Annotated in this window: 29 protein-coding genes; 16 read left to right on the forward strand and 13 right to left on the reverse strand. The window is 48.9% G+C overall.

All coding sequences use genetic code 11. The features are described from left to right. Positions 1-8 precede the first annotated feature (8 nt). From V7P87_RS02280 to V7P87_RS02305, 6 genes are read left to right on the forward strand one after another with little or no spacing between them, the layout of a single operon-like run. Positions 9-2,807, forward strand: a complete 2,799-nt coding sequence (locus tag V7P87_RS02280; protein ID WP_333795988.1) for a monovalent cation/H+ antiporter subunit A — start codon at positions 9-11, stop codon at positions 2,805-2,807. Next, positions 2,807-3,157, forward strand: a complete 351-nt coding sequence (locus tag V7P87_RS02285) for a Na+/H+ antiporter subunit C (protein ID WP_333795989.1) — start codon at positions 2,807-2,809, stop codon at positions 3,155-3,157. Before V7P87_RS02280 ends, V7P87_RS02285 begins: the two co-directional genes overlap by 1 nt. Next, the gene (locus V7P87_RS02290) at positions 3,157-4,653 is read left to right on the forward strand and encodes a monovalent cation/H+ antiporter subunit D (protein WP_333795990.1); all 1,497 of its coding nucleotides are present in this window, start codon (positions 3,157-3,159) and stop codon (positions 4,651-4,653) included. Before V7P87_RS02285 ends, V7P87_RS02290 begins: the two co-directional genes overlap by 1 nt. A gap of 1 nt (position 4,654) precedes the next feature. Further along, positions 4,655-5,176: a Na+/H+ antiporter subunit E gene (locus V7P87_RS02295; RefSeq protein ID WP_333795991.1), complete on the forward strand. Its 522-nt coding sequence runs from the start codon at positions 4,655-4,657 to the stop codon at positions 5,174-5,176. Next, a complete protein-coding gene (locus V7P87_RS02300; RefSeq protein WP_333795992.1) occupies positions 5,170-5,439 on the forward strand; it encodes a K+/H+ antiporter subunit F in 270 nt (89 codons plus the stop codon). The genes V7P87_RS02295 and V7P87_RS02300 overlap by 7 nt, the downstream gene beginning before the upstream one ends. 9 nt (positions 5,440-5,448) lie before the next feature. Continuing rightward, positions 5,449-5,805, forward strand: coding sequence for a Na+/H+ antiporter subunit G (locus V7P87_RS02305; protein ID WP_333795993.1), 357 nt, complete (start codon positions 5,449-5,451; stop codon positions 5,803-5,805). A gap of 13 nt (positions 5,806-5,818) precedes the next feature. Here the strand turns inward: V7P87_RS02305 and V7P87_RS02310 are convergent, their stop codons facing one another. The 10 genes from V7P87_RS02310 to V7P87_RS02355 are packed head-to-tail and all read right to left on the reverse strand — an operon-like array spanning position 5,819 to position 12,549. Next, positions 5,819-6,094, reverse strand: a complete 276-nt coding sequence (locus V7P87_RS02310; RefSeq protein WP_333795994.1) for an HPr family phosphocarrier protein — start codon at positions 6,092-6,094, stop codon at positions 5,819-5,821. Beyond that, positions 6,084-6,941: an RNase adapter RapZ gene (gene rapZ / locus V7P87_RS02315; protein WP_333795995.1), complete on the reverse strand. Its 858-nt coding sequence runs from the start codon at positions 6,939-6,941 to the stop codon at positions 6,084-6,086. The genes V7P87_RS02310 and rapZ overlap by 11 nt, the downstream gene beginning before the upstream one ends. Next, positions 6,938-7,408, reverse strand: coding sequence for a PTS IIA-like nitrogen regulatory protein PtsN (gene ptsN / locus V7P87_RS02320; RefSeq protein WP_333795996.1), 471 nt, complete (start codon positions 7,406-7,408; stop codon positions 6,938-6,940). Before ptsN ends, rapZ begins: the two co-directional genes overlap by 4 nt. Before the next feature lie 10 nt (positions 7,409-7,418). Continuing rightward, the gene (gene hpf / locus V7P87_RS02325) at positions 7,419-7,706 is read right to left on the reverse strand and encodes a ribosome hibernation promoting factor (RefSeq protein WP_260657028.1); all 288 of its coding nucleotides are present in this window, start codon (positions 7,704-7,706) and stop codon (positions 7,419-7,421) included. Positions 7,707-7,731: 25 nt separating this feature from the next. Then, positions 7,732-9,219: an RNA polymerase factor sigma-54 gene (locus V7P87_RS02330; RefSeq protein ID WP_333795997.1), complete on the reverse strand. Its 1,488-nt coding sequence runs from the start codon at positions 9,217-9,219 to the stop codon at positions 7,732-7,734. 48 nt (positions 9,220-9,267) lie between these two features. Continuing rightward, on the reverse strand, positions 9,268-9,993 hold the full coding sequence (lptB, locus tag V7P87_RS02335; RefSeq protein WP_260657030.1) for an LPS export ABC transporter ATP-binding protein: 726 nt from the start codon (positions 9,991-9,993) through the stop codon (positions 9,268-9,270). A gap of 1 nt (position 9,994) precedes the next feature. Next, entirely contained in the window at positions 9,995-10,483 is a 489-nt protein-coding gene (lptA, locus tag V7P87_RS02340) for a lipopolysaccharide transport periplasmic protein LptA (RefSeq protein WP_333795999.1), read from the reverse strand. Further along, positions 10,473-11,027, reverse strand: coding sequence for an LPS export ABC transporter periplasmic protein LptC (gene lptC, locus V7P87_RS02345; RefSeq protein WP_333796000.1), 555 nt, complete (start codon positions 11,025-11,027; stop codon positions 10,473-10,475). The genes lptA and lptC overlap by 11 nt, the downstream gene beginning before the upstream one ends. Next, positions 11,024-11,581, reverse strand: coding sequence for a 3-deoxy-manno-octulosonate-8-phosphatase KdsC (gene kdsC / locus V7P87_RS02350; protein WP_333796001.1), 558 nt, complete (start codon positions 11,579-11,581; stop codon positions 11,024-11,026). The genes lptC and kdsC overlap by 4 nt, the downstream gene beginning before the upstream one ends. Beyond that, a complete protein-coding gene (locus tag V7P87_RS02355; protein ID WP_296294819.1) occupies positions 11,581-12,549 on the reverse strand; it encodes a KpsF/GutQ family sugar-phosphate isomerase in 969 nt (322 codons plus the stop codon). Before V7P87_RS02355 ends, kdsC begins: the two co-directional genes overlap by 1 nt. Before the next feature lie 407 nt (positions 12,550-12,956). Between V7P87_RS02355 and mlaF the strand changes: the two genes are divergently transcribed. From mlaF to murA, 7 genes are all read left to right on the forward strand, one after another. Beyond that, entirely contained in the window at positions 12,957-13,772 is an 816-nt protein-coding gene (gene mlaF / locus V7P87_RS02360; protein WP_333796002.1) for a phospholipid ABC transporter ATP-binding protein MlaF, read from the forward strand. Further along, positions 13,772-14,551, forward strand: coding sequence for a lipid asymmetry maintenance ABC transporter permease subunit MlaE (gene mlaE / locus V7P87_RS02365; RefSeq protein WP_296294815.1), 780 nt, complete (start codon positions 13,772-13,774; stop codon positions 14,549-14,551). The genes mlaF and mlaE overlap by 1 nt, the downstream gene beginning before the upstream one ends. Positions 14,552-14,555: 4 nt before the next feature. Then, entirely contained in the window at positions 14,556-15,023 is a 468-nt protein-coding gene (gene mlaD / locus V7P87_RS02370; RefSeq protein ID WP_260657037.1) for an outer membrane lipid asymmetry maintenance protein MlaD, read from the forward strand. Next, on the forward strand, positions 15,023-15,691 hold the full coding sequence (locus V7P87_RS02375; RefSeq protein WP_333796003.1) for an MlaC/ttg2D family ABC transporter substrate-binding protein: 669 nt from the start codon (positions 15,023-15,025) through the stop codon (positions 15,689-15,691). Before mlaD ends, V7P87_RS02375 begins: the two co-directional genes overlap by 1 nt. Then, positions 15,684-15,971, forward strand: coding sequence for an STAS domain-containing protein (locus V7P87_RS02380; RefSeq protein ID WP_296294810.1), 288 nt, complete (start codon positions 15,684-15,686; stop codon positions 15,969-15,971). Before V7P87_RS02375 ends, V7P87_RS02380 begins: the two co-directional genes overlap by 8 nt. Before the next feature lie 175 nt (positions 15,972-16,146). Further along, positions 16,147-16,404: a BolA family protein gene (locus V7P87_RS02385; RefSeq protein WP_296294808.1), complete on the forward strand. Its 258-nt coding sequence runs from the start codon at positions 16,147-16,149 to the stop codon at positions 16,402-16,404. Positions 16,405-16,410: 6 nt separating this feature from the next. Beyond that, positions 16,411-17,673 carry a UDP-N-acetylglucosamine 1-carboxyvinyltransferase gene (murA, locus tag V7P87_RS02390; protein WP_333796004.1) on the forward strand — a complete coding sequence of 421 codons (1,263 nt, stop codon included), beginning with the start codon at positions 16,411-16,413 and terminating at the stop codon, positions 17,671-17,673. A gap of 117 nt (positions 17,674-17,790) precedes the next feature. On the opposite strand, the gene V7P87_RS02395 is transcribed toward murA, so the two are convergent. The 3 genes from V7P87_RS02395 to V7P87_RS02405 all read right to left on the reverse strand — a co-directional run bounded on the left by V7P87_RS02395 (position 17,791) and on the right by V7P87_RS02405 (position 20,893). Beyond that, positions 17,791-18,879 carry a trypsin-like peptidase domain-containing protein gene (locus tag V7P87_RS02395; protein WP_333796005.1) on the reverse strand — a complete coding sequence of 363 codons (1,089 nt, stop codon included), beginning with the start codon at positions 18,877-18,879 and terminating at the stop codon, positions 17,791-17,793. Between the two features lie 138 nt (positions 18,880-19,017). Continuing rightward, entirely contained in the window at positions 19,018-20,379 is a 1,362-nt protein-coding gene (locus tag V7P87_RS02400) for a Do family serine endopeptidase (RefSeq protein WP_333796006.1), read from the reverse strand. A gap of 58 nt (positions 20,380-20,437) precedes the next feature. After that, complete coding sequence (locus V7P87_RS02405; RefSeq protein WP_333796007.1) at positions 20,438-20,893, reverse strand: YhcB family protein; 456 nt, start codon at positions 20,891-20,893, stop codon at positions 20,438-20,440. Between the two features lie 107 nt (positions 20,894-21,000). Between V7P87_RS02405 and zapE the strand changes: the two genes are divergently transcribed. The 3 genes from zapE (at position 21,001) to rpsI (ending at position 23,158) form a co-directional block, all read left to right on the forward strand. Next, on the forward strand, positions 21,001-22,113 hold the full coding sequence (gene zapE, locus V7P87_RS02410) for a cell division protein ZapE (protein ID WP_442967916.1): 1,113 nt from the start codon (positions 21,001-21,003) through the stop codon (positions 22,111-22,113). A gap of 208 nt (positions 22,114-22,321) precedes the next feature. After that, positions 22,322-22,750 carry a 50S ribosomal protein L13 gene (gene rplM / locus V7P87_RS02415; RefSeq protein WP_260657045.1) on the forward strand — a complete coding sequence of 143 codons (429 nt, stop codon included), beginning with the start codon at positions 22,322-22,324 and terminating at the stop codon, positions 22,748-22,750. A 15-nt stretch (positions 22,751-22,765) separates the two neighbouring features. Beyond that, positions 22,766-23,158 carry a 30S ribosomal protein S9 gene (gene rpsI, locus V7P87_RS02420; RefSeq protein ID WP_260657046.1) on the forward strand — a complete coding sequence of 131 codons (393 nt, stop codon included), beginning with the start codon at positions 22,766-22,768 and terminating at the stop codon, positions 23,156-23,158. Positions 23,159-23,425 lie beyond the last annotated feature (267 nt).

Below are 23,425 nucleotides of genomic sequence, written 5' to 3' on the forward strand. Positions count from 1 at the left end.
TGAGTCTGGTGAGCACTTTATTATGGATAGTGGTGTTGCCGCTGTTGGCCAGTATCTTTGCAACGGCAGCGCGGCACTGGCAGCGCAGTTCCCTTGCTCTGGCAGTCGCTGCTTTCCCCGCACTGGCGTTGTTGCTGTTATTACCCATGGGCAGTGCTATTTTTTCCGGTGAAGTATTGCGCTACCAAGTGCAGTGGTTACCACTGATTGGGTTGAATTTCAGTCTGCATCTGGATGGTTTGTCGTTTTTATTCAGCCTGCTGATCCTTTGTATCGGTTTGCTGGTTATTCTTTATGCCCGCTATTACCTGTCGGCACAGGATTCGATGGCCAGGTTTTATGCGTTTTTAATGTTGTTTATGTTTGCGATGCTGGGTGTGGTCTTGTCCGGCAATCTGCTGCAAATGTGGTTTTTCTGGGAGCTGACCAGTATCAGCTCGTTTTTATTGATTAGTTTCTGGTCGCAGCAGGGGGATGCCCGTAAAGGCGCCAGAATGGCGTTAACAGTCACAGCGGCCGGTGGTTTGGCACTGTTGGCCGGTATTGTGCTGCTTGGGCAAATTACCGGCAGTTATGAATTGTCGGTCGTGCTGACGCACACTGAACAATTACAGCAACATGCAGCTTATCCCGTAGTGTTGGTGCTGGTGTTGCTGGGCGCTTTTACCAAGTCTGCGCAGTTTCCTTTCCATTTCTGGCTACCTAATGCGATGGCTGCACCAACGCCCGTTAGCGCTTACCTGCATTCGGCGACTATGGTCAAAGCCGGTATTTTTTTGCTGGCCCGGTTATATCCGTTATTATCCGGGACCGAATTATGGTTTTTAGTGGTCACCCTGGCCGGTTTGGCCACTTTGCTGGTGGGCGCTTATTTTGCGTTATTTCAGCATGATCTAAAGGGCTTGCTGGCTTATTCAACCATTTCCCACCTTGGCTTAATTACGTTATTGCTGGGGTTAGATACTGATTTGGCCGCGGTGGCCGCCATTTTCCATTTAATTAACCATGCCATTTTTAAAGCGTCATTATTTATGGCTGCCGGTATTATTGACCACGAAACCGGTTCCCGCGATATGCGAAAAATCAACGGTTTATGGAAGTATATGCCGGTTACTGCCACGCTGGCGATGGTGGCGTCGGCCTCGATGGCCGGTGTGCCGCTGCTCAACGGTTTTTTATCCAAAGAAATGTTTTTTAGTCAAACCCTGCATCAGGGAGTGCTGGGGTCGTTAAGCTGGTTAATTCCGCTGTTGGCCACAGTGGCAGCGATTTTTGCCGTTGCTTATTCAGCGCGTTTTATTCACGACGTGTTTTTTAACGGTGAACCTATTGGCCTGAGCAAAACGCCGCATGAACCACCACGTTATATGCGGGTGCCGATGGAGATTCTGGTGGCCTTTTGTGTCTTGCTTGGGGTGTTCCCGCAGTGGTTTATCGGTGATTTATTGTCGCAGGCCGCTGTTGCTGTGCTTGGCGGTGCAGCGCCGGAATACAGTCTGGCGCTGTGGCATGGTCTGAATTTACCGTTGCTGATGAGTGTGCTGGCGCTGGCTGGTGGCATAGTGCTTTACATCAACCGTAAACATTTATTTGTATTTCAGGCCGGCTTTGCGGAACAACCGGCGATTTATCGTTTTGAAAATATATTGCAGCGTTTTGTGCAGCGTTGTCGCAGTTTGACTGCAGCTATCGACAATGGCAGTTATCAGCGTTTTGCTGCTCTGATGTTGTTACTGGTGCTGTTGTTGTGTGGTGCGCCTTTGCTGGAGCTTGCGTCTCTTCAGGGCAGCAGGCCGGCTTTGCCGCTGGATATGTTGGTGCTGGCCGGGGCTGTTATTTTATGTATCGCCGCTATCGCCACTGTACTGACTATCCGGCAACGGTTATTGTCGCTGGTAATGATTTCGGTGGTCGGGTTAATGGTCAGTCTGGCCTTTGTGCGGTTTTCGGCGCCGGATCTGGCACTGACCCAGTTATCGGTGGAAGTGGTGACTGTCGTGCTGCTGATGCTGGCCTTGTATTTCCTGCCGCATAAATCGGTGAAACAATCTTCACCTGGCCATTTGGTGCGGGATTTGGCGTTGGCGACAGGGATTGGCGTGGTGATAGGCAGTCTGGCTTTTGCTATGCTGACCCAGCAAACCGACACTATTTCAGATTATTTCCTGCAAAATGCCAAAACCGGCGGTGGTGGCACCAATGTGGTGAATGTCATTCTGGTCGATTTCCGGGGTTTTGATACCCTGGGGGAAATTACCGTATTAGGCATCGCCGCGCTGGGCATTTTTAAAATGCTGACCGGTATTCCACGTTTTATGTCTGGCGCCGATGGGGAAGGCAGGCGCTGGGCGCTCGATAGTCATCCGCTGTTACTGGCTGTGGTGTCGCAGGCGTTATTACCGCTGGCGTTATTGGTTTCTGTGTATATTTTCTTTCGCGGGCACAATATGCCAGGCGGTGGTTTTGTTGCCGGCTTGATTACCGCTGTGGCGATGATTCTGCAGTATGTGGCGCAAGGGGTGGACTGGGTCAAACCCAGATTAAAAGTTGAGTATTCCACCTTAATTGCGCTTGGAATTTTATGTGCCACAGTCACCGGCCTTGCCAGCCTGTTGTTTGGCCGGCCATTTTTAACCTCCTGGTTTGATTATTTTAACCTACCGCTGGTGGGGACTATTGAACTTGCCAGTGCCATGGCTTTTGACTTGGGGGTTTATCTGACGGTGGTGGGGTCAACCTTATTGATCCTGGCGAATTTAGGTAAAGTAACCACCCGTTATCGTCCTGTGCATAAGGAGCAACCATAATGGAACTGGTGATGGCGATTGTGATAGGCGTATTAACCGGCTGCGGTGTGCTGCTGGTGCTGAGGGCCCATACCTTTGCTGTGGTGCTAGGGTTAACCATGCTGTCTTATGCGGTCAATCTGTTTATTTTTGCCAGCGGCGGTTTAACTGCAGGTAAAGGTGCCGTGCTGGGAGTAACAGACATCTACGCTGATCCCTTGCCGCAGGCGCTGGTGTTGACTGCTATTGTAATAGGTTTTGCCATGACGGCATTTTTAGTGATCCTTGCCATTCGTGCCCGGGCTGAGCTGGGTAATGACCATGTGGATGGCCAAAGTGGTTCGCGGCAACAGCAGGAGTCGCGGTTTTGATGCAACATGCAGTGATTTTTCCGATTTTAGTTCCGTTAATTACCGGGGCTTTATTATTATTGCCGCCAGTGCAGGCGTCAGTGAGTAAAAGACGTGCACTGGGCGGCATTGGGTTGTTGCTGTTGTTGCTTAGTGCCTGTTATGGGCTCTGGCAAAGTGCGGGCGGCGTGCAAAACTTTTACCTGCTGGGTAACTGGTCTGCGCCTTTTGGCATTGTCTTGCTGCAGGATAAGGTGTCGGCCATTTTTGTACTGTTAAGCACAGTGCTGGCTTGTTGTTGCTGGCTGTACAGTCTGGCTGGTGAAGATGAACGTGGTGCTTATTTCCAGCCTTTATTACAGTTTTTATTGATGGGCATTCATGGTGCCTTCTTAACCGCTGATTTATTTAACCTTTTTGTGTTTTTTGAAGTGCTGCTGATTTCCTCTTATGGTTTGCTGCTGCATGGTGGTGGTAAAGGGCGTACCAAAGCGGCTTTGCATTATGTGTTATTAAACCTGTTAGGCTCTGCGCTGTTTTTACTGGCGCTGGCGCTGCTGTACGCCATGCTCGGTAGCCTGAATATGCAGGATATGGCGCAGCGCATCACTAGTCTGGCACCGCAGCAGGTGTTAATAGTCAAAGCGGCTGCCGGTTTGTTATTGCTGGTGTTTGGTTTAAAAGCGGCGCTCCTGCCATTGCATTTCTGGTTGCCGGCCGCTTATGCCAATGCGTCGGCTTCGGTTGCGGCCATGTTTGCCGTCATGACCAAAGTTGGTGTTTATTGTGTGATGCGGGTATTTGGCAGCTTGTTTGGTGACAATGCAGCTGAGCTGGCTGGTTTTGGCCGGGATTTATTATGGATTGGCGGCCTTGCCACTATGCTGTTGGCCGCCGTGGGTGTACTGGCGGCACAATATCTGAAATTGCTGGTGGCTTACTTGGTGTTGCTGTCTGCCGGCAGTTTACTGGCCACCCTTGCACTTGGTCATAGCGGTGCTGTTGCCGCAGTGCTTTATTACAGTCTGCATTCCACCCTGGTGGCAGCGGCTTTATTTTTACTGGCAGATTTAATTGCTGCGCAGCGTGGCACGGTACAGGACAGGCTTGTAGCGGGCCGGCCTTTGCAACAGGCATGGCCATTGGGGGTGCTTTTTGTGATAGCAGCACTGGCGGTGGCGGGGATGCCGCCCTTGTCTGGCTTTGTGGCAAAAATCTGGTTAATGCAGGCCGCCACTGATCTGCCCAGCCGTCTTGCGTTATGGTCGGTGTTGTTGTTCTGTAGTCTGCTGGTGCTGATTGCGTTAACCAGAGCCGGCAGTACCTTATTCTGGCGGGCGAAAGCACAGGTTATGACTGCACAACGCGCCCATGCCGTGCAATTTACGGCAGTGTGTCTGTTGCTGCTGGCAAGCCCGCTCCTGGTGTTTTTTGGGGAAGCTGTGATGCAGTTTTGTGTTGAGGCGGCAACCCAGTTGCAGTTTTTGCCGAATGTGCGTGCAGTAGGAGGGCAATAACATGAAGTTTATCAGCGTATTATTGCCAACACCTGCCCGAAGTTTATTGCTGTTTGTGGTCTGGTTATTACTGAATAACAGTGTGGCGCCTATCCATCTGATTGTTGCTGCAGTGTTGGCAGTGCTGATCCCGCAGTTGACGGCACCTTTTCGTGATCCCCAACCGCCGATCCGGCGTTGGGGTCTGGCTCTGCGTTATATCGGTCGGGTGTTGCTGGATATAGTACTCGCTAATTTACAGGTGATTAAGCTGGTATTGGGGCCAAATAAAAATCTGAATCCTGGTTTTGTGCTGGTGCCTCTTTCAATGACAGAAGCTTTACCTTTAACCATTCTGGCCGGCACAGTTTCATTAACGCCAGGCACTGTCAGCGCTGAAATTTTACCCTATCAGTTGGATGAAAACAGCGCCAAGCCTAAGTATCTGCTTTTACATGTGCTTGATTTACATGATGAAGCTGAGTTGATTGCCAGTATCAAACAGCGTTATGAGCAACCACTGAAGGAGATATTCCAATGTTAAATCAGATAGTCATGGTTGCGATGATTGGCGTAGGAATCGCCTTGCTGTTGAACCTATGGGCTTTATTGCGCGGTCCCAGTGTGCCGGATCGTCTGTTGGCGCTGGATACCATGTACATCAACAGCATTGCGTTATTGCTCTGTTACGGTATTTATGCCGCCAGTATTCTGCATTTTGAAGCCGCACTGTTGATTGCCATGCTGGGCTTTGTCAGTACAGTGGCAGTGTGCAAATTTATGTTACGTGGTGACATTATTGAATAGGAGAGAACCATGACCTTGCTGGAATGGATCATTGCGTTACTGGTGATAGCTGGCACCTTGTTTGTGCTGGTGGGGTCCTTTGCTTTAATTAAACTACCTGACTTTTACACCAGGTTGCATGGACCGACCAAGGCCACCACATTGGGGCTTGGCAGTCTGGTGCTGGCGTCGATGTTGTTCTTTAATTTTGTCGAACAACAACTGAATCTACAGCAGCTGCTGATTGCGTTGTTTTTATTTATTTCTGCCCCTGTCACCGCTTATATGCTGATCAAAGCCGGTTTACACCAGAAGCTGACGCCAACAGCAGCCACCCAACAACAACAGCTGATGAAACAAAGGGACAAACTAGCTAAAGGTGAATAAAGGTGAGGGCAGTTTAGTTTTCGTCAAAACCGTTGTTAATCAGTTCAACCACAGATTTTAATGCCGCTTCTGCTTCTGCGCCGTGCGCCAGTACCTCAACGTTTTTGCCTTTGCTGCTGGCAAGCATTAACAACGCCAACACACTACTGGCATCGGCAGTTTTGCCTTCCTGTTGTAGCTCAATTTTGGCATCAAACTTCTGACACAGTTGCGCCAGTTTGGTAGCGGCGCGGGCATGTAAACCCAGCTGATTTACGATAGTGACGGTTTGAGAAAAACTATTTGCCATGATGACGCACCAATTCGCGGTGGCGGATCTGCACATCTTCCCGCAGTGCTTTAAAACGTGCTGAGAGCGCTTCAACAATATAAACAGAACGATGCTGACCGCCGGTACAACCGATGGCAATGGTCAGATAACTGCGGTTATTGCGTTCCAGATGAGGCAACCAGGTGCCGATAAACTGATTAATTTGTTCGGTGTACTGACCTACAACTTCCTGTGCTGCAAGGTAATCTTTCACTGGCTGATCAAGGCCGGTCAGAATTTTCAGCTCAGGCTCCCAATGTGGGTTTGGTAAAAAGCGGGCGTCAAACACATAGTCGGCATCTTTAGGAATGCCATATTTAAAGCCAAAAGACTCAAACAGAATCACCAGCCGTCCGGTTTTTTGGCCCAGAATACGTTCACGTAGTTGCTCTGTCAGCTGGTGTACGTTTAAGTCGGTGGTATCTATATACAAATCGGCACGGCTGGAAATAGGGTCCAGCAGCTGCTGCTCGCGTTGAATCGCTTCATCCAGCGACATGGCCTGATGCGACAACGGGTGCAGGCGGCGCGTTTCACTGAATCTTTTGATCAAGCTGCTGTGGGAAGCATCCAGATACAAAATGGTAAGTTCAACTTTACGCGGCAGATAAGACAGAATTTCAGTGAGCTCTTCCGGCTCTTGTGGCAGGTTGCGCACATCAATACTGACGGCAACCCTTTCATACTGACCCATCACCGCGTTGGCCAGGGTGGGCAGCAGATTCACCGGAATATTGTCGACACAATAGTAACCCAGGTCTTCCATCACGCGAAGTGCAACTGATTTGCCGGAACCTGAGCGACCACTGACGACAAGGAGTTTCATTTGCTGGCCACCATATCTGAGTGGGTCAGCAACAACTGATACAGATCATGATCTGAAGCTGTATGACGGATTTTGCGGGTTAAATCTTTCTGACTGAGTAACCTTGCGATGCCAGCCAAGGTGGTCAGGTGGGTCTGGCATTGATTTTCTGGGATCAGTATGGCACAGAAAATATCTACCGCCTGGTTATCAATAGCGTCAAATTGAATAGCGTCCTGACTGACCACAAAAACTAACACCGGGCTGGTGACGTCTTTGAGTTTACCGTGCGGAATGGCAATTCCACCGCCAATGCCGGTTGAGCCCAGTTTTTCGCGGGCCATCAGGGCTTCAAAAATAGTGGATTCTGCTAATTGCGGTAATTGCTGGTGTGCAAGCTCGGCAATATATTCCAGAATACGTTTTTTACTATTAAAAAGGACCGCACTTTTTGTGCAGTCCTTCGATAACATTGAGCTTAAGTTCATAAGTCCGTAATCAATGACGAGAAATTTTCTCTTTGTGTTTAATGACTTGTCGATCAAGTTTATCGATCAGCTGGTCAATAGCAGCGTACATATTATCATCTTCGCTGACTGCAAACACCTCTCCGCCGTTTAAATGCAGTTTTGCTTCGGCAATTTGTTTTAATTTCTCCACGTTGAGCACAACATGTACGTTGTTGATGTGGTCAAAATGCCGTTCAAGTTTTGAAAACTTGCTGTCTACATAGTCTCTCAGTGCTTCAGTGATTTCAACATGACGACCAGTTAGATTGATTTGCATAGACATTTCCTTCTTTGATGAGCACTTATAGCAAGCTCTTGCGCTGATTTGACGGCGGAATGTACAGAGATTCACGGTATTTGGCGATGGTCCGCCTTGCTACGTTGATGCCCTGTTCAGAAAGAATTTCTGCCATCCTGCTATCGCTTAACGGCTTTGCAGGATTCTCCGCTGCCACCAATTTTTTTATAAAAGCCCTGATGGCGGTCGACGAACATTCGCCGCCACTCTCTGTACTTACATGACTGGAGAAAAAGAACTTAAGTTCAAATATTCCTCTGGGCGTGTGCATGAATTTTTGTGTGGTCACCCTGGAAATAGTGGATTCATGCATGCCCACCATCTCTGCCACGTCGTTGAGCACCATGGGTTTCATCGCTTCTTCCCCATGCTCAAAAAACGCTTGTTGCTGCTGCACTATACAGTTGGCAACCTTTAATAAAGTTTCGTTGCGGCTTTCCAGACTCTTTAAAAACCACTTGGCTTCCTGCAAGTGAGAGCGGATAAACTGACTGTCGGCCGAGTTTCTGGCGTTGCGCGACATGGCGGCGTATTGTTCGTTGATCCTGATTTTTGGAAAAGCATCCGGATTTAACTCAACCATCCAGCGGCCTTTGATTTTTTTCACCGATACATCCGGAATGGTGTACTGCTGCTCTTCACGGATCACATCGGCACCAGGGCGCGGGTTCAGGCTGTGAATAAGCCGCATCACTTCGCGCAGGTCATCTTCTTTGAGTTTAGTCACGCGCATCAGAGAACGGAAATCTCTGTTGGCTAAATATTCGCTGTAGTCCCGGATAATGCCGCAGGTTTCGGCCAGAAAAGGCGTATGTGGGTCAAACTGACGCAGCTGCACTAATAAACATTCCTGAATGGTGCGGGCGCCAACACCTACAGGGTCAAACAGTTGAATACGTTTGATCACAGCTTCGACTTCATCGGCTTCGACGTCTGGCATGCCAAGCGAATCGAGAATGTCCTGGTTGCTGATGGTGAGTAAACCATTGCCATCAATAGCTTCTATAATAATTTCGGCAATGGCAAGGTCGGTTTCGGTAAAAGGTGTCAGGCGCATCTGCCAGCGTAAATAATCTTGCAGGGTTTCGCTGGTTTCACCCTGAAACACGTTGTCTTCGTCACCATTGTAGGTATTAGCGACTGGGGCTGCGCTGACTAAGTCGTCCCAGTTGCTGTCAAGCGGCAGGTCTTCTTTGATATTTTGCTCCGTCATGGCCTCGCTGGTATCGGGCACTTCCGGGTCAAAATGTTCGTCACTGGAGTAGCTGTCTATTTCGGCTTGTTCGTGTTTGTCGCTCGCTTCCGGTGCACTGCTGCTTTCATTGAAGTTGTTATAGTCATCCTCCGCTTCCAACAGCGGGTTGGCATCCAGAGCTTCCTGAATTTCCTGCTGTAATTCAATGGTCGACAGTTGCAACAGCTTGATGGCTTGTTGCAGCTGGGGAGTCATTGTGAGTTGCTGTCCAAGCCGGAGTTGTAAAGATGGCTTCATGTACTTCTGGTCACTCCTGACGGCCAGTATCCACTGGCTTTTTGCTAACTATAGCCTGAATTGTTCGCCGAGGTATACATCTCTGACCTGCTGATTTGCTAATACATCGGCCGGCGAGCCAGAAGCTATCAGTTCGCCATGACTGACAATATAGGCAATTTCGCAAACATCAAGCGTCTCGCGCACATTGTGGTCGGTGATTAGCACCCCTATGCCTCTGTTACGCAAATGCTGAATAATTTTTTTAATATCCAAGACTGAAATAGGGTCCACGCCGGCAAAAGGTTCGTCCAGTAAAATAAAGGCCGGATTGGCCGCTAAAGCCCGGGCAATTTCCACCCTGCGTCTTTCACCACCGGACAAACTCATGCCCAGGCTGCTACGGATATGGGTAATGTTAAATTCATCCAGCAGTTCGTCTGCTATTTGCTCACGCTGCTCGTCTTTTAACTCTTTGCGCGTTTGCAAAATGGCCATCAGGTTGTCGTACACCGTCAGTTTGCGGAAAATTGAACTTTCCTGCGGCAGATAACCAATGCCCTGACGGGCACGGGCGTGAATAGGGTCGAAAGTCATATCATGGCCATCGAGTGTAATGCTGCCTTTATCTGACGGCACCAGGCCCACTATCATATAAAAAGTGGTGGTTTTACCGGCGCCATTGGGGCCGAGCAAACCAACGATCTGGCCTGCTTTCACTTCGAGGCTGACGTCTTTAACCACCTGACGGCCTTTGTAACTTTTCGCCAGATGCGATGCGACAAGAGTTTTCACTTTAGTTTTTCTCTGGGATAAATACGGTACTGACCCTTTGGGTGTCTTTGCCACCTTCAGCATTGAGTTTTTGCTGTGCCAGGTCATATTGAATTTTGGCACTTTTCACCACACTGCCGCTTTGATTGATTTCGGCGTTGCCGGTTAATGTCAGGATGCGGGTGGCAACGTCATAACGGATTTCGTTGGCCATGGCTTCTATTGGTTTGTCACCATCCAGCACCTGCGAATAAGAGGCCGGTGTGCCGCTGGCAATAAATACCTCTTTACCCTGGCCTTTGGAGCTGTCCACTTCAAGACGTTCGGCTTTGATTTTTAACGAGCCCTGGGTAACCAGCACATTGCCAAGGTACACCAGTTTTTTCTCTTTGACGCTGCCGTCAAAATTATCAGAGCTGACATTCACAGGTTCGGCAAAATCGTTATTGGCCGCCTGAGATGCCAGCGAACAGAGGCCAAGCAACAAGGCCAGCAGCAAATTATTTCTCATGGCGATAAACCGTCCCTTTATGTTGATGAAGTTGTAGTTTCTGTTTGACTAAATCAACCTCGACGCCCTGGCCATTGATGGCAAAACCGTCGCCGCTGATCAAAACCTGCTGCCTGCTTTGCAGCATTTGTTGTTCAAACAAATATTCCAGCTGGTTCGTTTCGAGTTTGTTAAATAATTCACCTGATTTCAGATTGTCCAGGATCACCTGTTGTTCCAGCACAACTTTGTCATCCGGATACAACACACCGTGGTCACTGCTAACCTGCCATTTGGGCAGCTGATCTTCAAAAATGGTGTAAGCAGGGGCTTCAAACTGAATTTGCCCAAGCTGCTCAAAGTGCGACATTTGCCGGGCCTTGATCAGGCCTGACATATTGCCGCTGCCGTCAAAACTGGTACGCACTAAGTCGTAGGCAATAAAGTCGGGCGCCAGTTCCTGCTCCGCATTGGTCGCTGTGCTTTTACCTTCATTGTCCAGCCAGCCGTATAACAGGCTGGCACAGGTCAGCACCAGTAAAAACCAGAAAATCTGTTGTTTCATGAGCTGCTTCCGTCAAAGCCGGCAAATTTTTGCTGGCTGATCAGCAGTAAATCACAAAGCTCACGCACAGCGCCATAACCACCCGGCAGGCAGGTGACATAATGGGCATGTTGGCGTAAATAAGGATGGGCATCTTTGACTGCAACAGAAAGACCACAATGTTGCATCACTTTCCAGTCGGACAGGTCATCACCAATATAAGCAATCTGTTGATTTTCAAGCTGTAACTTTTGTTTCAGTTCATTAAAAGCCGGAATTTTATCTTCCTGCCCCTGATAGATATAGGGCACTGTTAATGAGGTCATACGTTGACTGACAATGTCAGATCGCCGGCCTGTGATGACTGCCACTTCGATGCCTGCATGGCGTAGCGCTTTAATGCCATAACCGTCACGGGTATGAAAAGCTTTGAGCTCTTCACCGGCATCGCCCAGATAAATCCGTCCGTCGGAGAACACACCGTCCACGTCACAGATCAGCAAGCGGATTTGTGCGGCTTGCTGCAGCAGCTGGCCCTGAACCTGCTGATATAACTGACTAAATAAATCTGACATTACAACACTCCGGCCCGCAGTAAATCATGCATATTCATCGCGCCTATCGGTGTTCTGTCGTCTGACAATACAATCAGGCCATTAATTTTCTTTTGTTCCATAATTTTCAGCGCTTCAGCGGCCAGCATATCGGCTTTGGCAGTAATACAGTTGCGGATCATCACGTCGGCAATCAGGGTCTGATGAATATCGACTCTTAAATCGAGCAAGCGCCGTAAATCACCGTCAGTAAAAATACCGGCCAGCTTGCCTTGTTCATCTACGATGGCGGTCATGCCCAGACCTTTTTGTGATATTTCTAACAAGGCCTGCTTAATGGTGGCTGAAACAGGTACCAGCGGTATTTGTTCGCCCTGGTGCATCACATCCTGCAACCGTAACAATAACTTTTTACCCAAACTGCCGCCCGGATGTGACAGCGCAAAATCATCGGCGGAAAAACCACGGGCTTCCAATAAAGCAACAGCCAGAGCATCCCCCATCACCAGTGCTGCTGTGGTGCTGGCTGTTGGTGCCAGCCCAAGCGGGCAGGCTTCCTGTTCCACTTTGACACATAAATGCACATCGGCAAGGCGGGCCAGGGTTGATTGAGGATTGCCGGTCATGGCAATCAAGCCAATGCCAAGGCGTTTTAACACCGGAACTATCAGCAGTAACTCATTGGTTTCGCCTGAATTGGACAGGGCCAGTACAATGTCACCTTTGGTGATCATACCAAGGTCACCGTGGCTTGCTTCACCTGGGTGGACAAAAAACGCCGGAGTACCGGTTGAGGCCAGAGTGGCAGCGATTTTATTGCCGATATGGCCGGATTTTCCCATGCCGATAACAATAATACGGCCGCTACAGTCAAACATCTGCTGGCAAGCGCGTTCAAAATTGTGATCCAGATACTGGTTTAATCCAACAATGGCTGCAGCTTCAATCGCAAAGACTGCCCTGGCTTTGGCACAGTAATCTATAGTCACGGTGTTTCTCCTGCGGCCGGGCTGATTTTCCCGGTGATGGTTAAGCTGATATTCAGTTAACTTCGACAAAATGCGAATAAATATCAAAAACAAAGCGGTTCGTCACTGAACTGGCACAGCATTAAAGCCTATAAGCCAGCAGCGCCCGCAAAACTGCGACATTTTCCTGCTTCTCTGGTGGAATTGCAAAAAAAACCGTGAATTGGTGTAAGTTTCGATTTTTGCAATCGAATATTACAATTTTTTCTGCGCACTCATGCTGTTAATGCAGGTAAAATACGCCGAACTATTAAACAGTGGTCTTGCATCCGGACGTCCCTGACTTTATATTGCGCGGCGTTTTGCCTGGGGCTTTGCTGGTTTTTATGATAACCAGCTCAATCAAGGGATTTAAGTTGGAACAAAGCATGGGAAATACAACGGCTGAGCCGCTGGTGAACATTCAAAACCTGACCTTCCGCCGCGGTGAGCGGGTGATTTATGACGACATGAGCATGCAGTTCCGTCGTGGTAAAGTGACCGCCATTATGGGGCCGAGCGGGATCGGGAAAACCACCTTATTGCGTCTGATCGGCGGTCAGCTGAAACCGGACAGCGGCCATATCTGGTTTGATGGTGTTGATATTCCAGTCCTTGGCCGCAATGATCTGTATCAGGCCCGCAAAAAAATGAGCATGTTGTTTCAAAGCGGCGCTTTATTCAGCGATATGTCTGTGTTTGATAACGTGGCTTTTCCAATCCGCGAGCATACCAAATTGCCGGAAGAAATTATCCGCATGATGGTACTGATGAAACTTGAAGCTGTAGGTTTGCGTGGTGCACGCGATTTAATGCCGGCTGAGCTGTCTGGTGGTATGGCACGCCGTGCTGCGCTGGCGCGTGCTATTGCGCTGGATCCACAACTGGTGATGTATGACGAACCTTTTGCCGGTCAGGACCCTATTTCGATGGGTGTGATAGTACGGCTGATCCGTTCTTTAAATGATGCACTGGGGCTGACGTCTATTGTGGTGTCCCATGATGTCAACGAAGTGATGAGTATTGCCGACTACGTCTATGTAGTGGCAGAGCGCCGGGTGATTGGCCATGGCACACCGCAGCAGTTGCGGGTGCATGAATCGCCGCTGGTACAGCAGTTTTTACAAGGTCTGGCTGATGGTCCTGTACCTTTCCATTTTAAAGCGGCCGATTATGCCGGGGAATTAATGGAGTTAAAGGATTAATGCTCGATAAATTACAACAACTTGGCGCTGCCACTATAGCGTCTGTGCAGGGTTTTGGCCGCGCCGCCCTGATGGTCTTAGGGGCTTTATGGGGCCGGCCCAGGTTTGTCAAAGCCTGGCCTTTATATATCAAGCAGTTTTATGTGGTTGGCGTGTTATCGCTGCTGATCATTGTGGTGTCGGGGTTATTTATCGGCATGGTGTTGGCGCTGCAAGGTTACACCGTCTTGTCAAAGTTTGGTGCCGAACAAATGCTTGGCCCTTTGGTGGCGCTCAGTTTGCTGCGTGAACTGGGACCCGTGGTCACAGCTTTGTTATTTGCCGGTCGCGCTGGTAGCGCACTGACCGCCGAAATTGGTCTGATGAAAGCAACAGAACAACTCTCCGGTATGGAAATGATGGCGGTTGATCCGCTGCGCCGGGTGATAGCTCCGCGTTTTTGGGCTGGTGTGGTTTGTATGCCACTGCTGGCGCTGATCTTTAATGCCGTTGGTATTCTCGGTGGTCATCTGGTGGGTGTGGACTGGCTGGGCGTAGATGCAGGCGGTTATTGGTCGGCCATGCAGGCCAACGTTGATCTGCACGAAGATGTGCTGAACGGCGTGATCAAAAGTATGGTGTTTGCGTTTTTGGTGACAGTGATTGCGCTGCACAAGGGATTTGATGCGGTTCCGACTTCGGAAGGGATCAGTCAGGCGACAACCCAGACTGTTGTCACTGCCTCGCTGGCGGTGCTGGGTTTTGATTTTGTATTAACAGCTGTCATGTTTGGTGGATAAAAAAATGACCACACGTAAGTTAGAAATTTTAGTGGGTGCTTTTGTCGCTTTGGCGATTGCCGCTTTGTTATTACTGGCGATGAAAGTTGCCAATACCGGTGTGACCGGTTCGGATCAAAGTTATAAGTTGTATGCCAAATTCGACAATATCGGCGGCTTAAAAGTACGTTCGCCGGTGAAAGTAGGTGGGGTTGTGGTTGGCCGTGTTGCCAGCATTCAGCTGGATCCTGAAGCTTTCCAGCCGGTCGTGACCCTGGAAATTAACAGCAGTTACAGCAATTTCCCTGAGACCAGCTCTTTGTCCATTCTGACTTCAGGTTTGCTCGGCGAACAATATATTGGTTTACAACCAGGTTTTGTCGACGAAAACGTAGAAATTCTGGCTGATGGTGATTATATCGAAGACACCAAGGCGGCCATTGTACTGGAAGAGCTGATCGGTCAGTTCTTGTTTAACCGTGGGAATCAATAATGAACAGAATCTTTAAATTTGCCACAGCGCTGCTGCTGGCTATCAGCACTGTGCCGGCACAGGCAAACTCTGCCGCTGTGCCTACTTATGATGATCCATACAAAATGATGGAAGTGCTGGCGGATAAAACTTTCCGTCGTATTGCTGCTGACCAGCCAAAAATCAAAGCTGATGCTGAAGTACTGCGTACTATTGTCAATGAAGAGTTAGTGCCTTATATCGACAGTCGTTACGCCGCAGGTTATGTGATTGGTCAGAGTGTGAAACTCAACACTGTACCAAAACAAGACTTTAATACTTTTGTGGATGCTTTCCAGAATTATATGGTGGGTACCTATGCTGGTGTGTTTACCCAATACCGCGACCAGAAAGTGATTATTGAGCCAGGTCAACCAGTTGATAAACAACGCAAAATTATCACCATCAAAACACGGGTGATAGACCCGGGCAAACCTGATATCAAAATTGAGTTTAAGCTGCGCCGTGTGAAAGATGCCAATAACTGGCTGGTATATGACATGGTGGCCGAAGGTATTTCTTTACTCGACAGCAAACGCTCTGAGCTGGGTAGCCTGATTCGTCAGCAGGGTTTGTTAAGTGTGGCAGCGCTTTTGGAAGAAAAAGCCAAAGCGCCTATCAAAGCGCCAGAGAAGAAAAACAATGCTTGAGATTAAGCAGCAAGGTGCAACAGTCGAGTTCAGTGGTGAGCTGAACTGCAACACTGTGGTTAAACACTGGCCCTTTAAACTGTTGGACACCTTGCCTAAGCAGGCAGAATTTAATCTTGGTAAGTTGCGTCATGTCGACACTGCTGGTTTAGCCTGGTTGTTACAGCAACTGGCGCAGGCCAACAAAAAAGGCATAGTGCTGCGTTTTACACAAATGCCAACCCAGCTGCGTAATCTGGCGGCGGTCAGTGATGTGTTGCCACTTTTGCCAACAGACTAGCTGAAATCGCCGCTGAGTCAGGCTATAATGCCGCCCTTAGCAGTCACTGAAGATATGCTTCTCTGATAAACTCTGACAACCCGGCATTGCCGGGTTGTTGTTCTCTATGCGGTCAGCCCGTTGTGATATGCAAATGCGGATGGCCGGATGACTTTTGCCGATTGGTGGGTGCCTGATGGACATTAAACAAATTGAACAACGCTTAACCGAACAACTAAACCTGGTTGAGGTGTATGTCAGTGCTGATGGCAGTCATTATGCAGTGACCGCTGTAGGCGAATGTTTTGACGGCTTAAGCCGGGTCAAACAACAACAACTGGTATACGGACCACTGATGGCTGAAATTGCCGATGGTTCTATTCATGCCTTATCAATCAAAGCCTTCACGCCAACTCAATGGCGTCGTGAAAAACTTCTTAATCCTCCGGTGTAAGTACATATGCAACAATTTTTAGTAACAGGTGGCGCCACCCTGAAAGGCGATGTCGTGATTTCCGGAGCCAAAAATGCCGCTCTGCCTATTTTGTTTGCAACTTTGCTGGCCGAACAACCTTCAGTGATCAGCAATGTACCGGTGCTGAAAGATATTGATACCACGTTTAAGCTGCTGACCATGTTTGGTGCCCAGGTGCAGCGTGATGGTCATCAGGTGACAGTGGACGCCAGTCATATTCACAGTCAGATGGCACCCTATGAATTAGTAAGAACCATGCGTGCTTCTATTCTGGCACTGGGCCCGTTATTGGCGCGTTTTGGTCATGCTGAAGTATCTTTGCCCGGCGGTTGTGCCATTGGCGCCCGGCCGGTTAATCTGCATATTGATGGTCTGCGCAAAATGGGCGCAGATATCAGTGTGGAAAACGGTTATATCAAAGCCAAAGCGGCTCGTCTCAAAGGTGCACATCTGGTGATGGATATGGTCAGCGTGACCGGCACTGAGAACCTGCTGATGGCGGCTGTGCTGGCAGATGGCGTTACCATTATCGAAAACGCCGCCCGCGAGCCGGAAGTTGTTGATTTAGCAAAATACTTAGTGGCGATGGGCGCTAAAATCAGCGGTGCCGGCAGTGCCACTATTAAAGTAGAAGGTGTCGAGCGTTTAACAGGTGCCGCTCACAGTGTACTGCCGGACAGAATTGAAACCGGTACTTTCCTGGTTGCTGCTGCTGTCACCGGCGGTGATGTGACCTGTCGTAATACAGATCCAACCGAGCTAGAAGTGGTGCTGGAGAAACTGCGTGAAGCGGGCGCTGAAGTGACCACTGGGGATGACTGGATCCGGCTGAATATGACAGGCCGTACTCTGAAGTCGGTGAATGTAAAAACCACTCCACATCCCGGTTTCCCAACCGATATGCAGGCGCAGTTTACTGTGCTTAATGTGCTGGCCGAAGGTGTAGGTGTGGTGACCGAAACCATTTTCGAAAACCGTTTTATGCATGTGCCTGAATTGCAGCGGATGGGCGCTCAGATCCAGCTTGAAGGCAATACGGCAATGTGTCAGTACACGCCGCAGCTGACTGCAGCTCAGGTGATGGCGACAGATTTACGCGCTTCTGCCAGCCTGGTCATAGCAGGTTTAGTGGCTACCGGCAATACAGTGGTCGATCGAATTTATCATATCGACCGTGGTTATGAGCAGATTGAGCATAAACTGCAGGCCTTAGGTGCCCGCATTGAGCGTATTAACGCGGCAGCCTAAGTTATTGCTTAAAAGTAAACCCGCCAAATGGCGGGTTTTTTTATCTGCAGGGCAAGGGTTTTACTGTTGACCTATTGGCGATCCGGAGTGCGTGTGAATAACCCTGGGCAAGCCTGGTTAATCTGTGTCGGTACGCACACCAATACGGGTTGGGATCATCATTCGTTCGCCGCGGCGTTCAATCAGAATTTGTACTTGGGTGTCAGGCGCAGCTTCTGCGACCAAATCCAACGCCTGGCCGACGCTGGTTAAAGTCACACCGGCCATTTCCAGCAAAATATCATCAGCTTGTAAACCTGAAACTGCTGCAGGACCAAAAGCGTCTACTTCGGTTATTTTCATGCCATAAAAATGCTGGGCTGTGGAGACTTGCCGCTCGCCGGCAGAATTGATCACAGGTTCACCGCTTAACCCCAGATAACCACGCACCACGCGGCCATGTTTAATCAGTTTTTCCATCACTGTATGCGCCAGTTTATAAGGTACGGCAAAAAATATGCCCTGAACTTCCAGATTGCGCTGCCGTTGGAAAGCTGCGGTATTAATACCAACCAACACCCCATTGCTGTTGACCAGAGCGCCGCCGGAATTACCGGCATTAATAGCGGCATCCATTTGCATAAAATCGGTATAAGTGTTGGTGCTGAGGCCAGCGCGGCCTGTGGCACTGATAATGCCCTGAGTAATAGACTGGCCTAAATTCAGCGGGTTACCTATGGCAAGAACTAAATCACCCACCTGAGCTTCTAGATTCGGTTGTTGTGGGATCACTGGCAGATCGGTGGCCTGCACATACAACACGGCGAGGTCGGTCATGCGGTCCTGCCCAATCAGAATGGCTTCAAGTTGGCGTCCATCCTGCAGTGCAACCACAATTTGGTCGGCACCATTGACCACATGATAGTTGGTCAGAATATAACCGTCGGAGCGCATAATGACGCCTGAGCCTAAAGACTGATTCTGAATAATCCGGCGCTGATAAGAGCGGGGGTCTTGTTGGGTACTGACGGTGTATACATTCACCACGGATGGGGCTGCCGCCCTGACCGCTCTGGCATAAGAGATAGCCGCAGGTTCAGCGTCGTGATTACTGAATAACTGACTCAGTTGCAACTGACTGTTCTGCTGAAAGAACAATAGCCACAACAGCGCGAGCGCCAGGCCATACGCTATGCTTTTTATAATAAAAATCAATTGTTTAGCCACGGTTTATATCAATGCCAGCCAAAGTAATATCAGCATAACATTGTTCGGGGGCAAGCTGTAGCAGAAAAAAGTAACGAAAAACAACCAACAAGGCCGCAGACTAACCAGACTGCGGCCTTTAATGCCAACTAAAGTGCCTTAGCGGATCAGCACATAATATACGTTGTCTTCACGCTGAACCTGCAGGGCGATGACCCCTTGAGCTTTACTCAGTACTTCTCTGAGTTGCGCCACTGTGTCTACCTTGGTGCGGGCAACACCAATAATCACGTCACCTTTTTGCAGACCAAGCCGTGCAGCAGGCGAGCCATTGGCTACCTCAGAAATCATCACACCAGGGGTGCCATCCGCAGTTTTGCCGTTGGCAAAGTTGGCACCGGCCAGCATTTCATGCAAGTTACCCGCTGTGACATTGGCCTGATCAGCTGCCGACAGTTTCACGCTCAGATCCAGCTGTTTATCTTCACGTAAAATGCCAAGTTTTACTGATTTGCCAACGCCTAAAGTACCGACTTTGGCGCGTAGTTCTGACATGGAGGAAATGGTTTTACCATTGAGGCTGACAATAACGTCACCGGATTTGATGCCGGCTTTATCGGCACCACTGTCTGGTGTAACCCGGCCAACAAAAACCCCTTTGGACGATTTTACTTTCATTGCTTTGGCAAGTTCGGCATTCAGATCATTGCCTTCAATGCCCAGCACACCCCGTTTGACTTCACCGTATTCAATAATTTGGCTGACCAGATTATTCATCATGGTGGAAGGAATGGCAAAACCTATACCGATATTGCCGCCGTTTGGGCCCAGAATAGCGGTGTTAATCCCTATCAGCTCGCCTCTGAGGTTGACCAGAGCGCCACCTGAGTTGCCACTGTTAATAGCAGCGTCGGTTTGAATGAAATCTTCATATTTTTCAATGTTTAAACCACCGCGGCCCAGAGCGCTGACAATGCCTGAAGTGACGGTCTGGCCTAAACCAAAGGGGTTGCCGATGGCGACAGTAAAATCACCAACTCGCAGATTGTCTGAGTCGGCAATTTTAATTGCGGTCAGGTTGTCGGCTTTAATTTGCAGCAAGGCAATATCACTGTCCGGATCTTCACCAATTTTTTTGGCTTCAAAGGTACGGCCATCGGTCAGAGTGACCTGAATTTCACTGGCCTGATTAATCACGTGGGAGTTGGTGACAACATAACCTTTGGCAGCGTCAATAATCACACCAGAGCCCAGACCACGGAAAGGTTGCTCCCGGCGCAATTCGTTCTGACCAAAAAACTGCTGGAACGCATCCGGTAGACGTTGGCGCACTTCACGGTTTCCGGCCACGTTAATATTCACCACTGCAGGTGTCACTTTTTCCAGCATAGGCGCCAGGCTTGGCATTTGTTCACCGGATTCGGCGCCAAAAAATGGTAATTTAGCAGAGACCGGCAGAGGATTTGTCAACAGGAAGGCAGCCAGCACGCTGGCGGTGACAATAGATAACTTCATTTTCATTTGGGGTTTGTCTCCATGGGAACACTGCCTCTAGAGACTCACCCCAATAAAAAAAGTTTCAGACTTCAGATTTTTTTTCTGTTGGGAAAGTTTTTAAGATACCGCTGGAATGCCCTGCATAATCAAGTGGTTGTTCAGTGCGAACTTCAGCTTTTCTGCGGCGTTTCTCGTCGATTTGGTCAATAGATAACCTGATCTGTTCAGCAGTATCTGTCGATAAATAGTTCAGCTCGGTGTTTTCACTATAACCAGGACGTTCAATCAGCTGCATCTTGGTTCTGGCCATGTGACGGGCAATTTTTTCATAATTGTCCTGCAACTGCGCCATTAACTGATGGGTGGTATCCAGATGGTGTGACACGTCATTGCGGTATTTCTGTAATTGCTGGCGGCTTTCATCCAGCTCCAGCTGTAATTTATGCTGATTAAACTGCCTTAAACTGAAAAGACGGGCGGCTACTGCACCTGCCACTAAACCTGCGGCAAACCAGATCAATGCCATAGATAAACTCATAAAAACTCCTGAAAACTGCTCAAATCTTTTCTAGTGTAACCTAACTTGTTAAACACAGTGGTAAGGCGTGTTACTATACCAGCTAATTTTAATCGTCTGAATGGCCAATGCCCTCTGCAGTTCACACCATGACACCACAGCAAAAGTATCAGCTTGATTTACAGCGCCCGGATTTTCATTTTGATGCGGCTCAGCAACATGCCGTGATTCAATTGCAAAGGTTGTATGACGACTTTTGTCAGCAGCAACCGGTCAAAGCCACTTTCTGGCAAAAGCTGACCGGCAAACAACCGCAGCAACAGCCGCTGCGTGGTTTGTATTTCTGGGGTGGTGTTGGCCGCGGCAAAACCTATCTGGTGGATACTTTTTTTGATTGTTTGCCAACAGAGCGTAAGTTGCGTATTCACTTTCACCGTTTTATGCACAAAGTGCATGAAGACCTGTCTGAACTGGCTGGCCAGCCTAATCCGCTTGAACTGGTAGCTGACAGATTTAAAGCACAAACCGATATTTTGTGTTTTGACGAGTTTTTTGTCTCTGACATTACCGACGCGATGATTCTGGGAACCCTGATGCAGGCACTGTTTGCCCGGGGTATTACCCTGGTGGCAACGTCCAATATTGAACCAGATGGCTTATACAAAAACGGCTTGCAACGGGCGCGCTTTTTGCCTGCTATCGCACTCATCAAACAACACACGGATATCGTGAATGTTGACAGTGGTATTGATTACCGTTTACGTACTTTAACCCAGGCCGAAATTTACCATTCGCCGCTTGATCAGGCGGCGCAAGATAATTTGCTGAGTTATTTTAACGCATTATCGCTGGAGCCACGCCAGCAGCATGCAGTGATTGAAATTGCCCATCGTAAGCTACAAACCTGCTGGGAAGCTGAAGGCATCGTGTGGTTTGAATTCGGCGAGCTCTGTGAGTCAGCCCGCAGTCAGTACGACTATATGGAACTGAGTAAAATTTATCATACCGTGCTGCTGGCCAATGTCCGGGTTATGGGGCAAAGCAACGACGATGTGGCGCGGCGTTTTATTGCGCTGGTAGATGAGTTTTACGAGCGCAAAGTCAAACTGATTATCTCCGCCGAAGTGCCGATGGAGCAACTTTACAGCCAGGGGATTTTGTCCTTTGAATTTAAACGCTGTTTAAGCCGGTTGCAGGAAATGCAGTCGCACGATTATCTGGCGTTGGCGCATTTGCCGTAACGCTTTTTCTGACGTGCGCCGCAAGCGGTTTTTTTTCGAAAAAAAGCTGTTATTTGCCATTGGTTAATATATAATCCGCGGCCGGCCCACGTTACAGCCTGAATCTGCCGTAGCCTGGCAGTTTGATGAACTCGAAGGGGTTCGATAAACGACATAATCTTTGCCCGAAGGTTATGTGAGGTGTAACTGATAATTTTTGGATAGTTTGATGAAAACTTTTACTGCTAAACCAGAAAGCGTAACTCGCGACTGGTATGTTGTTGATGCTGCAGGTAAAACCCTGGGTCGTATCGCAACTGAAATCGCTCTTCGTTTACGCGGAAAGCACAAGCCAGAATACACGCCACACGTTGACACCGGCGACTACATCATTGTAGTTAACGCTGACAAAGTGACTGTAACTGGCAACAAAGCGAAAAACAAAAAGTACTACTCTCACTCTGGTTTCCCAGGTGGCATCAAAGAAATCACTTTCGAGAAGCTGCTGGAAAAGAAACCTGAGATGGTACTTGAGACTGCGATCAAAGGCATGCTGCCAAAAGGTCCACTGGGTCGCGCTATGTTCCGTAAGTTGAAAGTGTATGCAGGCGCCGAGCATCAGCACGCTGCCCAGCAACCACAAGTTTTAGACATCTAAGCGGAGCATATCGATATGGCACAGAATCAATATTACGGTACTGGTCGTCGTAAGACCTCTACAGCACGTGTATTCCTGAAAGCGGGCGCTGGTAACATCGTTATCAACCAACGCACTATCACTGAATACTTCGGTCGTGAAACTGCTCGTATGGTTGTGATGCAACCATTAGAGTTAGTTGAAATGGTTGGCAAGTTTGACATGTACATCACTGTAAAAGGTGGTGGTATTTCTGGTCAGGCCGGTGCTATCCGTCACGGTATCACCCGTGCATTAATGGAGTTCGACGAAACTCTGCGTCCAGCACTGCGTAAAGCCGGTTTCGTAACCCGCGACGCGCGTCAGGTTGAACGTAAGAAAGTCGGTCTGCATAAAGCCCGTAAACGTCCACAGTACTCAAAACGTTAATTCGTTTTTACTGTTGCAAAAAACCCGGCCTGTGCCGGGTTTTTTTATGGGTTGTTGCCAGGAGCCTGGTCAGAATGGCTGTGAGTAGCGGCCTAAGCCATAGGATTCAGCGGCTTTACTGCTGCTGGTTCTTTTCTGGTGCCGCTTGTTCATTGTGAAAAACATCGGCCGCATCTGATTGATTTTCCACCAAAGTCTTTCGTCCTTTTTTACAAGCTGCTGCTATAGTTTGCAGTTATGCCAGAGTCAATGGGGGAGGGGCAGCGT

Origin of the sequence: Rheinheimera sp. (genome assembly GCF_036782235.1) — a bacterium.
In the GTDB taxonomy this organism is placed as follows: Bacteria; Pseudomonadota; Gammaproteobacteria; order Enterobacterales; family Alteromonadaceae; genus Pararheinheimera.

Coding starts and splice junctions, on each gene's coding strand:
- V7P87_RS02285 (WP_333795989.1), top strand. CDS start 2,807: ATGGAACTGGTGATGGCGATTGTGATAGGCGTATTAACCGGCTGCGGT.
- V7P87_RS02290 (WP_333795990.1), top strand. CDS start 3,157: ATGCAACATGCAGTGATTTTTCCGATTTTAGTTCCGTTAATTACCGGG.
- V7P87_RS02295 (WP_333795991.1), top strand. CDS start 4,655: ATGAAGTTTATCAGCGTATTATTGCCAACACCTGCCCGAAGTTTATTG.
- V7P87_RS02300 (WP_333795992.1), top strand. CDS start 5,170: ATGTTAAATCAGATAGTCATGGTTGCGATGATTGGCGTAGGAATCGCC.
- V7P87_RS02305 (WP_333795993.1), top strand. CDS start 5,449: ATGACCTTGCTGGAATGGATCATTGCGTTACTGGTGATAGCTGGCACC.
- V7P87_RS02310 (WP_333795994.1), bottom strand. CDS start 6,094: ATGGCAAATAGTTTTTCTCAAACCGTCACTATCGTAAATCAGCTGGGT.
- rapZ (WP_333795995.1), bottom strand. CDS start 6,941: ATGAAACTCCTTGTCGTCAGTGGTCGCTCAGGTTCCGGCAAATCAGTT.
- ptsN (WP_333795996.1), bottom strand. CDS start 7,408: ATGAACTTAAGCTCAATGTTATCGAAGGACTGCACAAAAAGTGCGGTC.
- hpf (WP_260657028.1), bottom strand. CDS start 7,706: ATGCAAATCAATCTAACTGGTCGTCATGTTGAAATCACTGAAGCACTG.
- V7P87_RS02330 (WP_333795997.1), bottom strand. CDS start 9,219: ATGAAGCCATCTTTACAACTCCGGCTTGGACAGCAACTCACAATGACT.
- lptA (WP_333795999.1), bottom strand. CDS start 10,483: ATGAGAAATAATTTGCTGCTGGCCTTGTTGCTTGGCCTCTGTTCGCTG.
- lptC (WP_333796000.1), bottom strand. CDS start 11,027: ATGAAACAACAGATTTTCTGGTTTTTACTGGTGCTGACCTGTGCCAGC.
- kdsC (WP_333796001.1), bottom strand. CDS start 11,581: ATGTCAGATTTATTTAGTCAGTTATATCAGCAGGTTCAGGGCCAGCTG.
- mlaF (WP_333796002.1), top strand. CDS start 12,957: ATGGGAAATACAACGGCTGAGCCGCTGGTGAACATTCAAAACCTGACC.
- mlaE (WP_296294815.1), top strand. CDS start 13,772: ATGCTCGATAAATTACAACAACTTGGCGCTGCCACTATAGCGTCTGTG.
- mlaD (WP_260657037.1), top strand. CDS start 14,556: ATGACCACACGTAAGTTAGAAATTTTAGTGGGTGCTTTTGTCGCTTTG.
- V7P87_RS02375 (WP_333796003.1), top strand. CDS start 15,023: ATGAACAGAATCTTTAAATTTGCCACAGCGCTGCTGCTGGCTATCAGC.
- V7P87_RS02380 (WP_296294810.1), top strand. CDS start 15,684: ATGCTTGAGATTAAGCAGCAAGGTGCAACAGTCGAGTTCAGTGGTGAG.
- V7P87_RS02385 (WP_296294808.1), top strand. CDS start 16,147: ATGGACATTAAACAAATTGAACAACGCTTAACCGAACAACTAAACCTG.
- murA (WP_333796004.1), top strand. CDS start 16,411: ATGCAACAATTTTTAGTAACAGGTGGCGCCACCCTGAAAGGCGATGTC.
- V7P87_RS02400 (WP_333796006.1), bottom strand. CDS start 20,379: ATGAAAATGAAGTTATCTATTGTCACCGCCAGCGTGCTGGCTGCCTTC.
- V7P87_RS02405 (WP_333796007.1), bottom strand. CDS start 20,893: ATGAGTTTATCTATGGCATTGATCTGGTTTGCCGCAGGTTTAGTGGCA.
- zapE (WP_442967916.1), top strand. CDS start 21,001: ATGCCCTCTGCAGTTCACACCATGACACCACAGCAAAAGTATCAGCTT.
- rplM (WP_260657045.1), top strand. CDS start 22,322: ATGAAAACTTTTACTGCTAAACCAGAAAGCGTAACTCGCGACTGGTAT.
- rpsI (WP_260657046.1), top strand. CDS start 22,766: ATGGCACAGAATCAATATTACGGTACTGGTCGTCGTAAGACCTCTACA.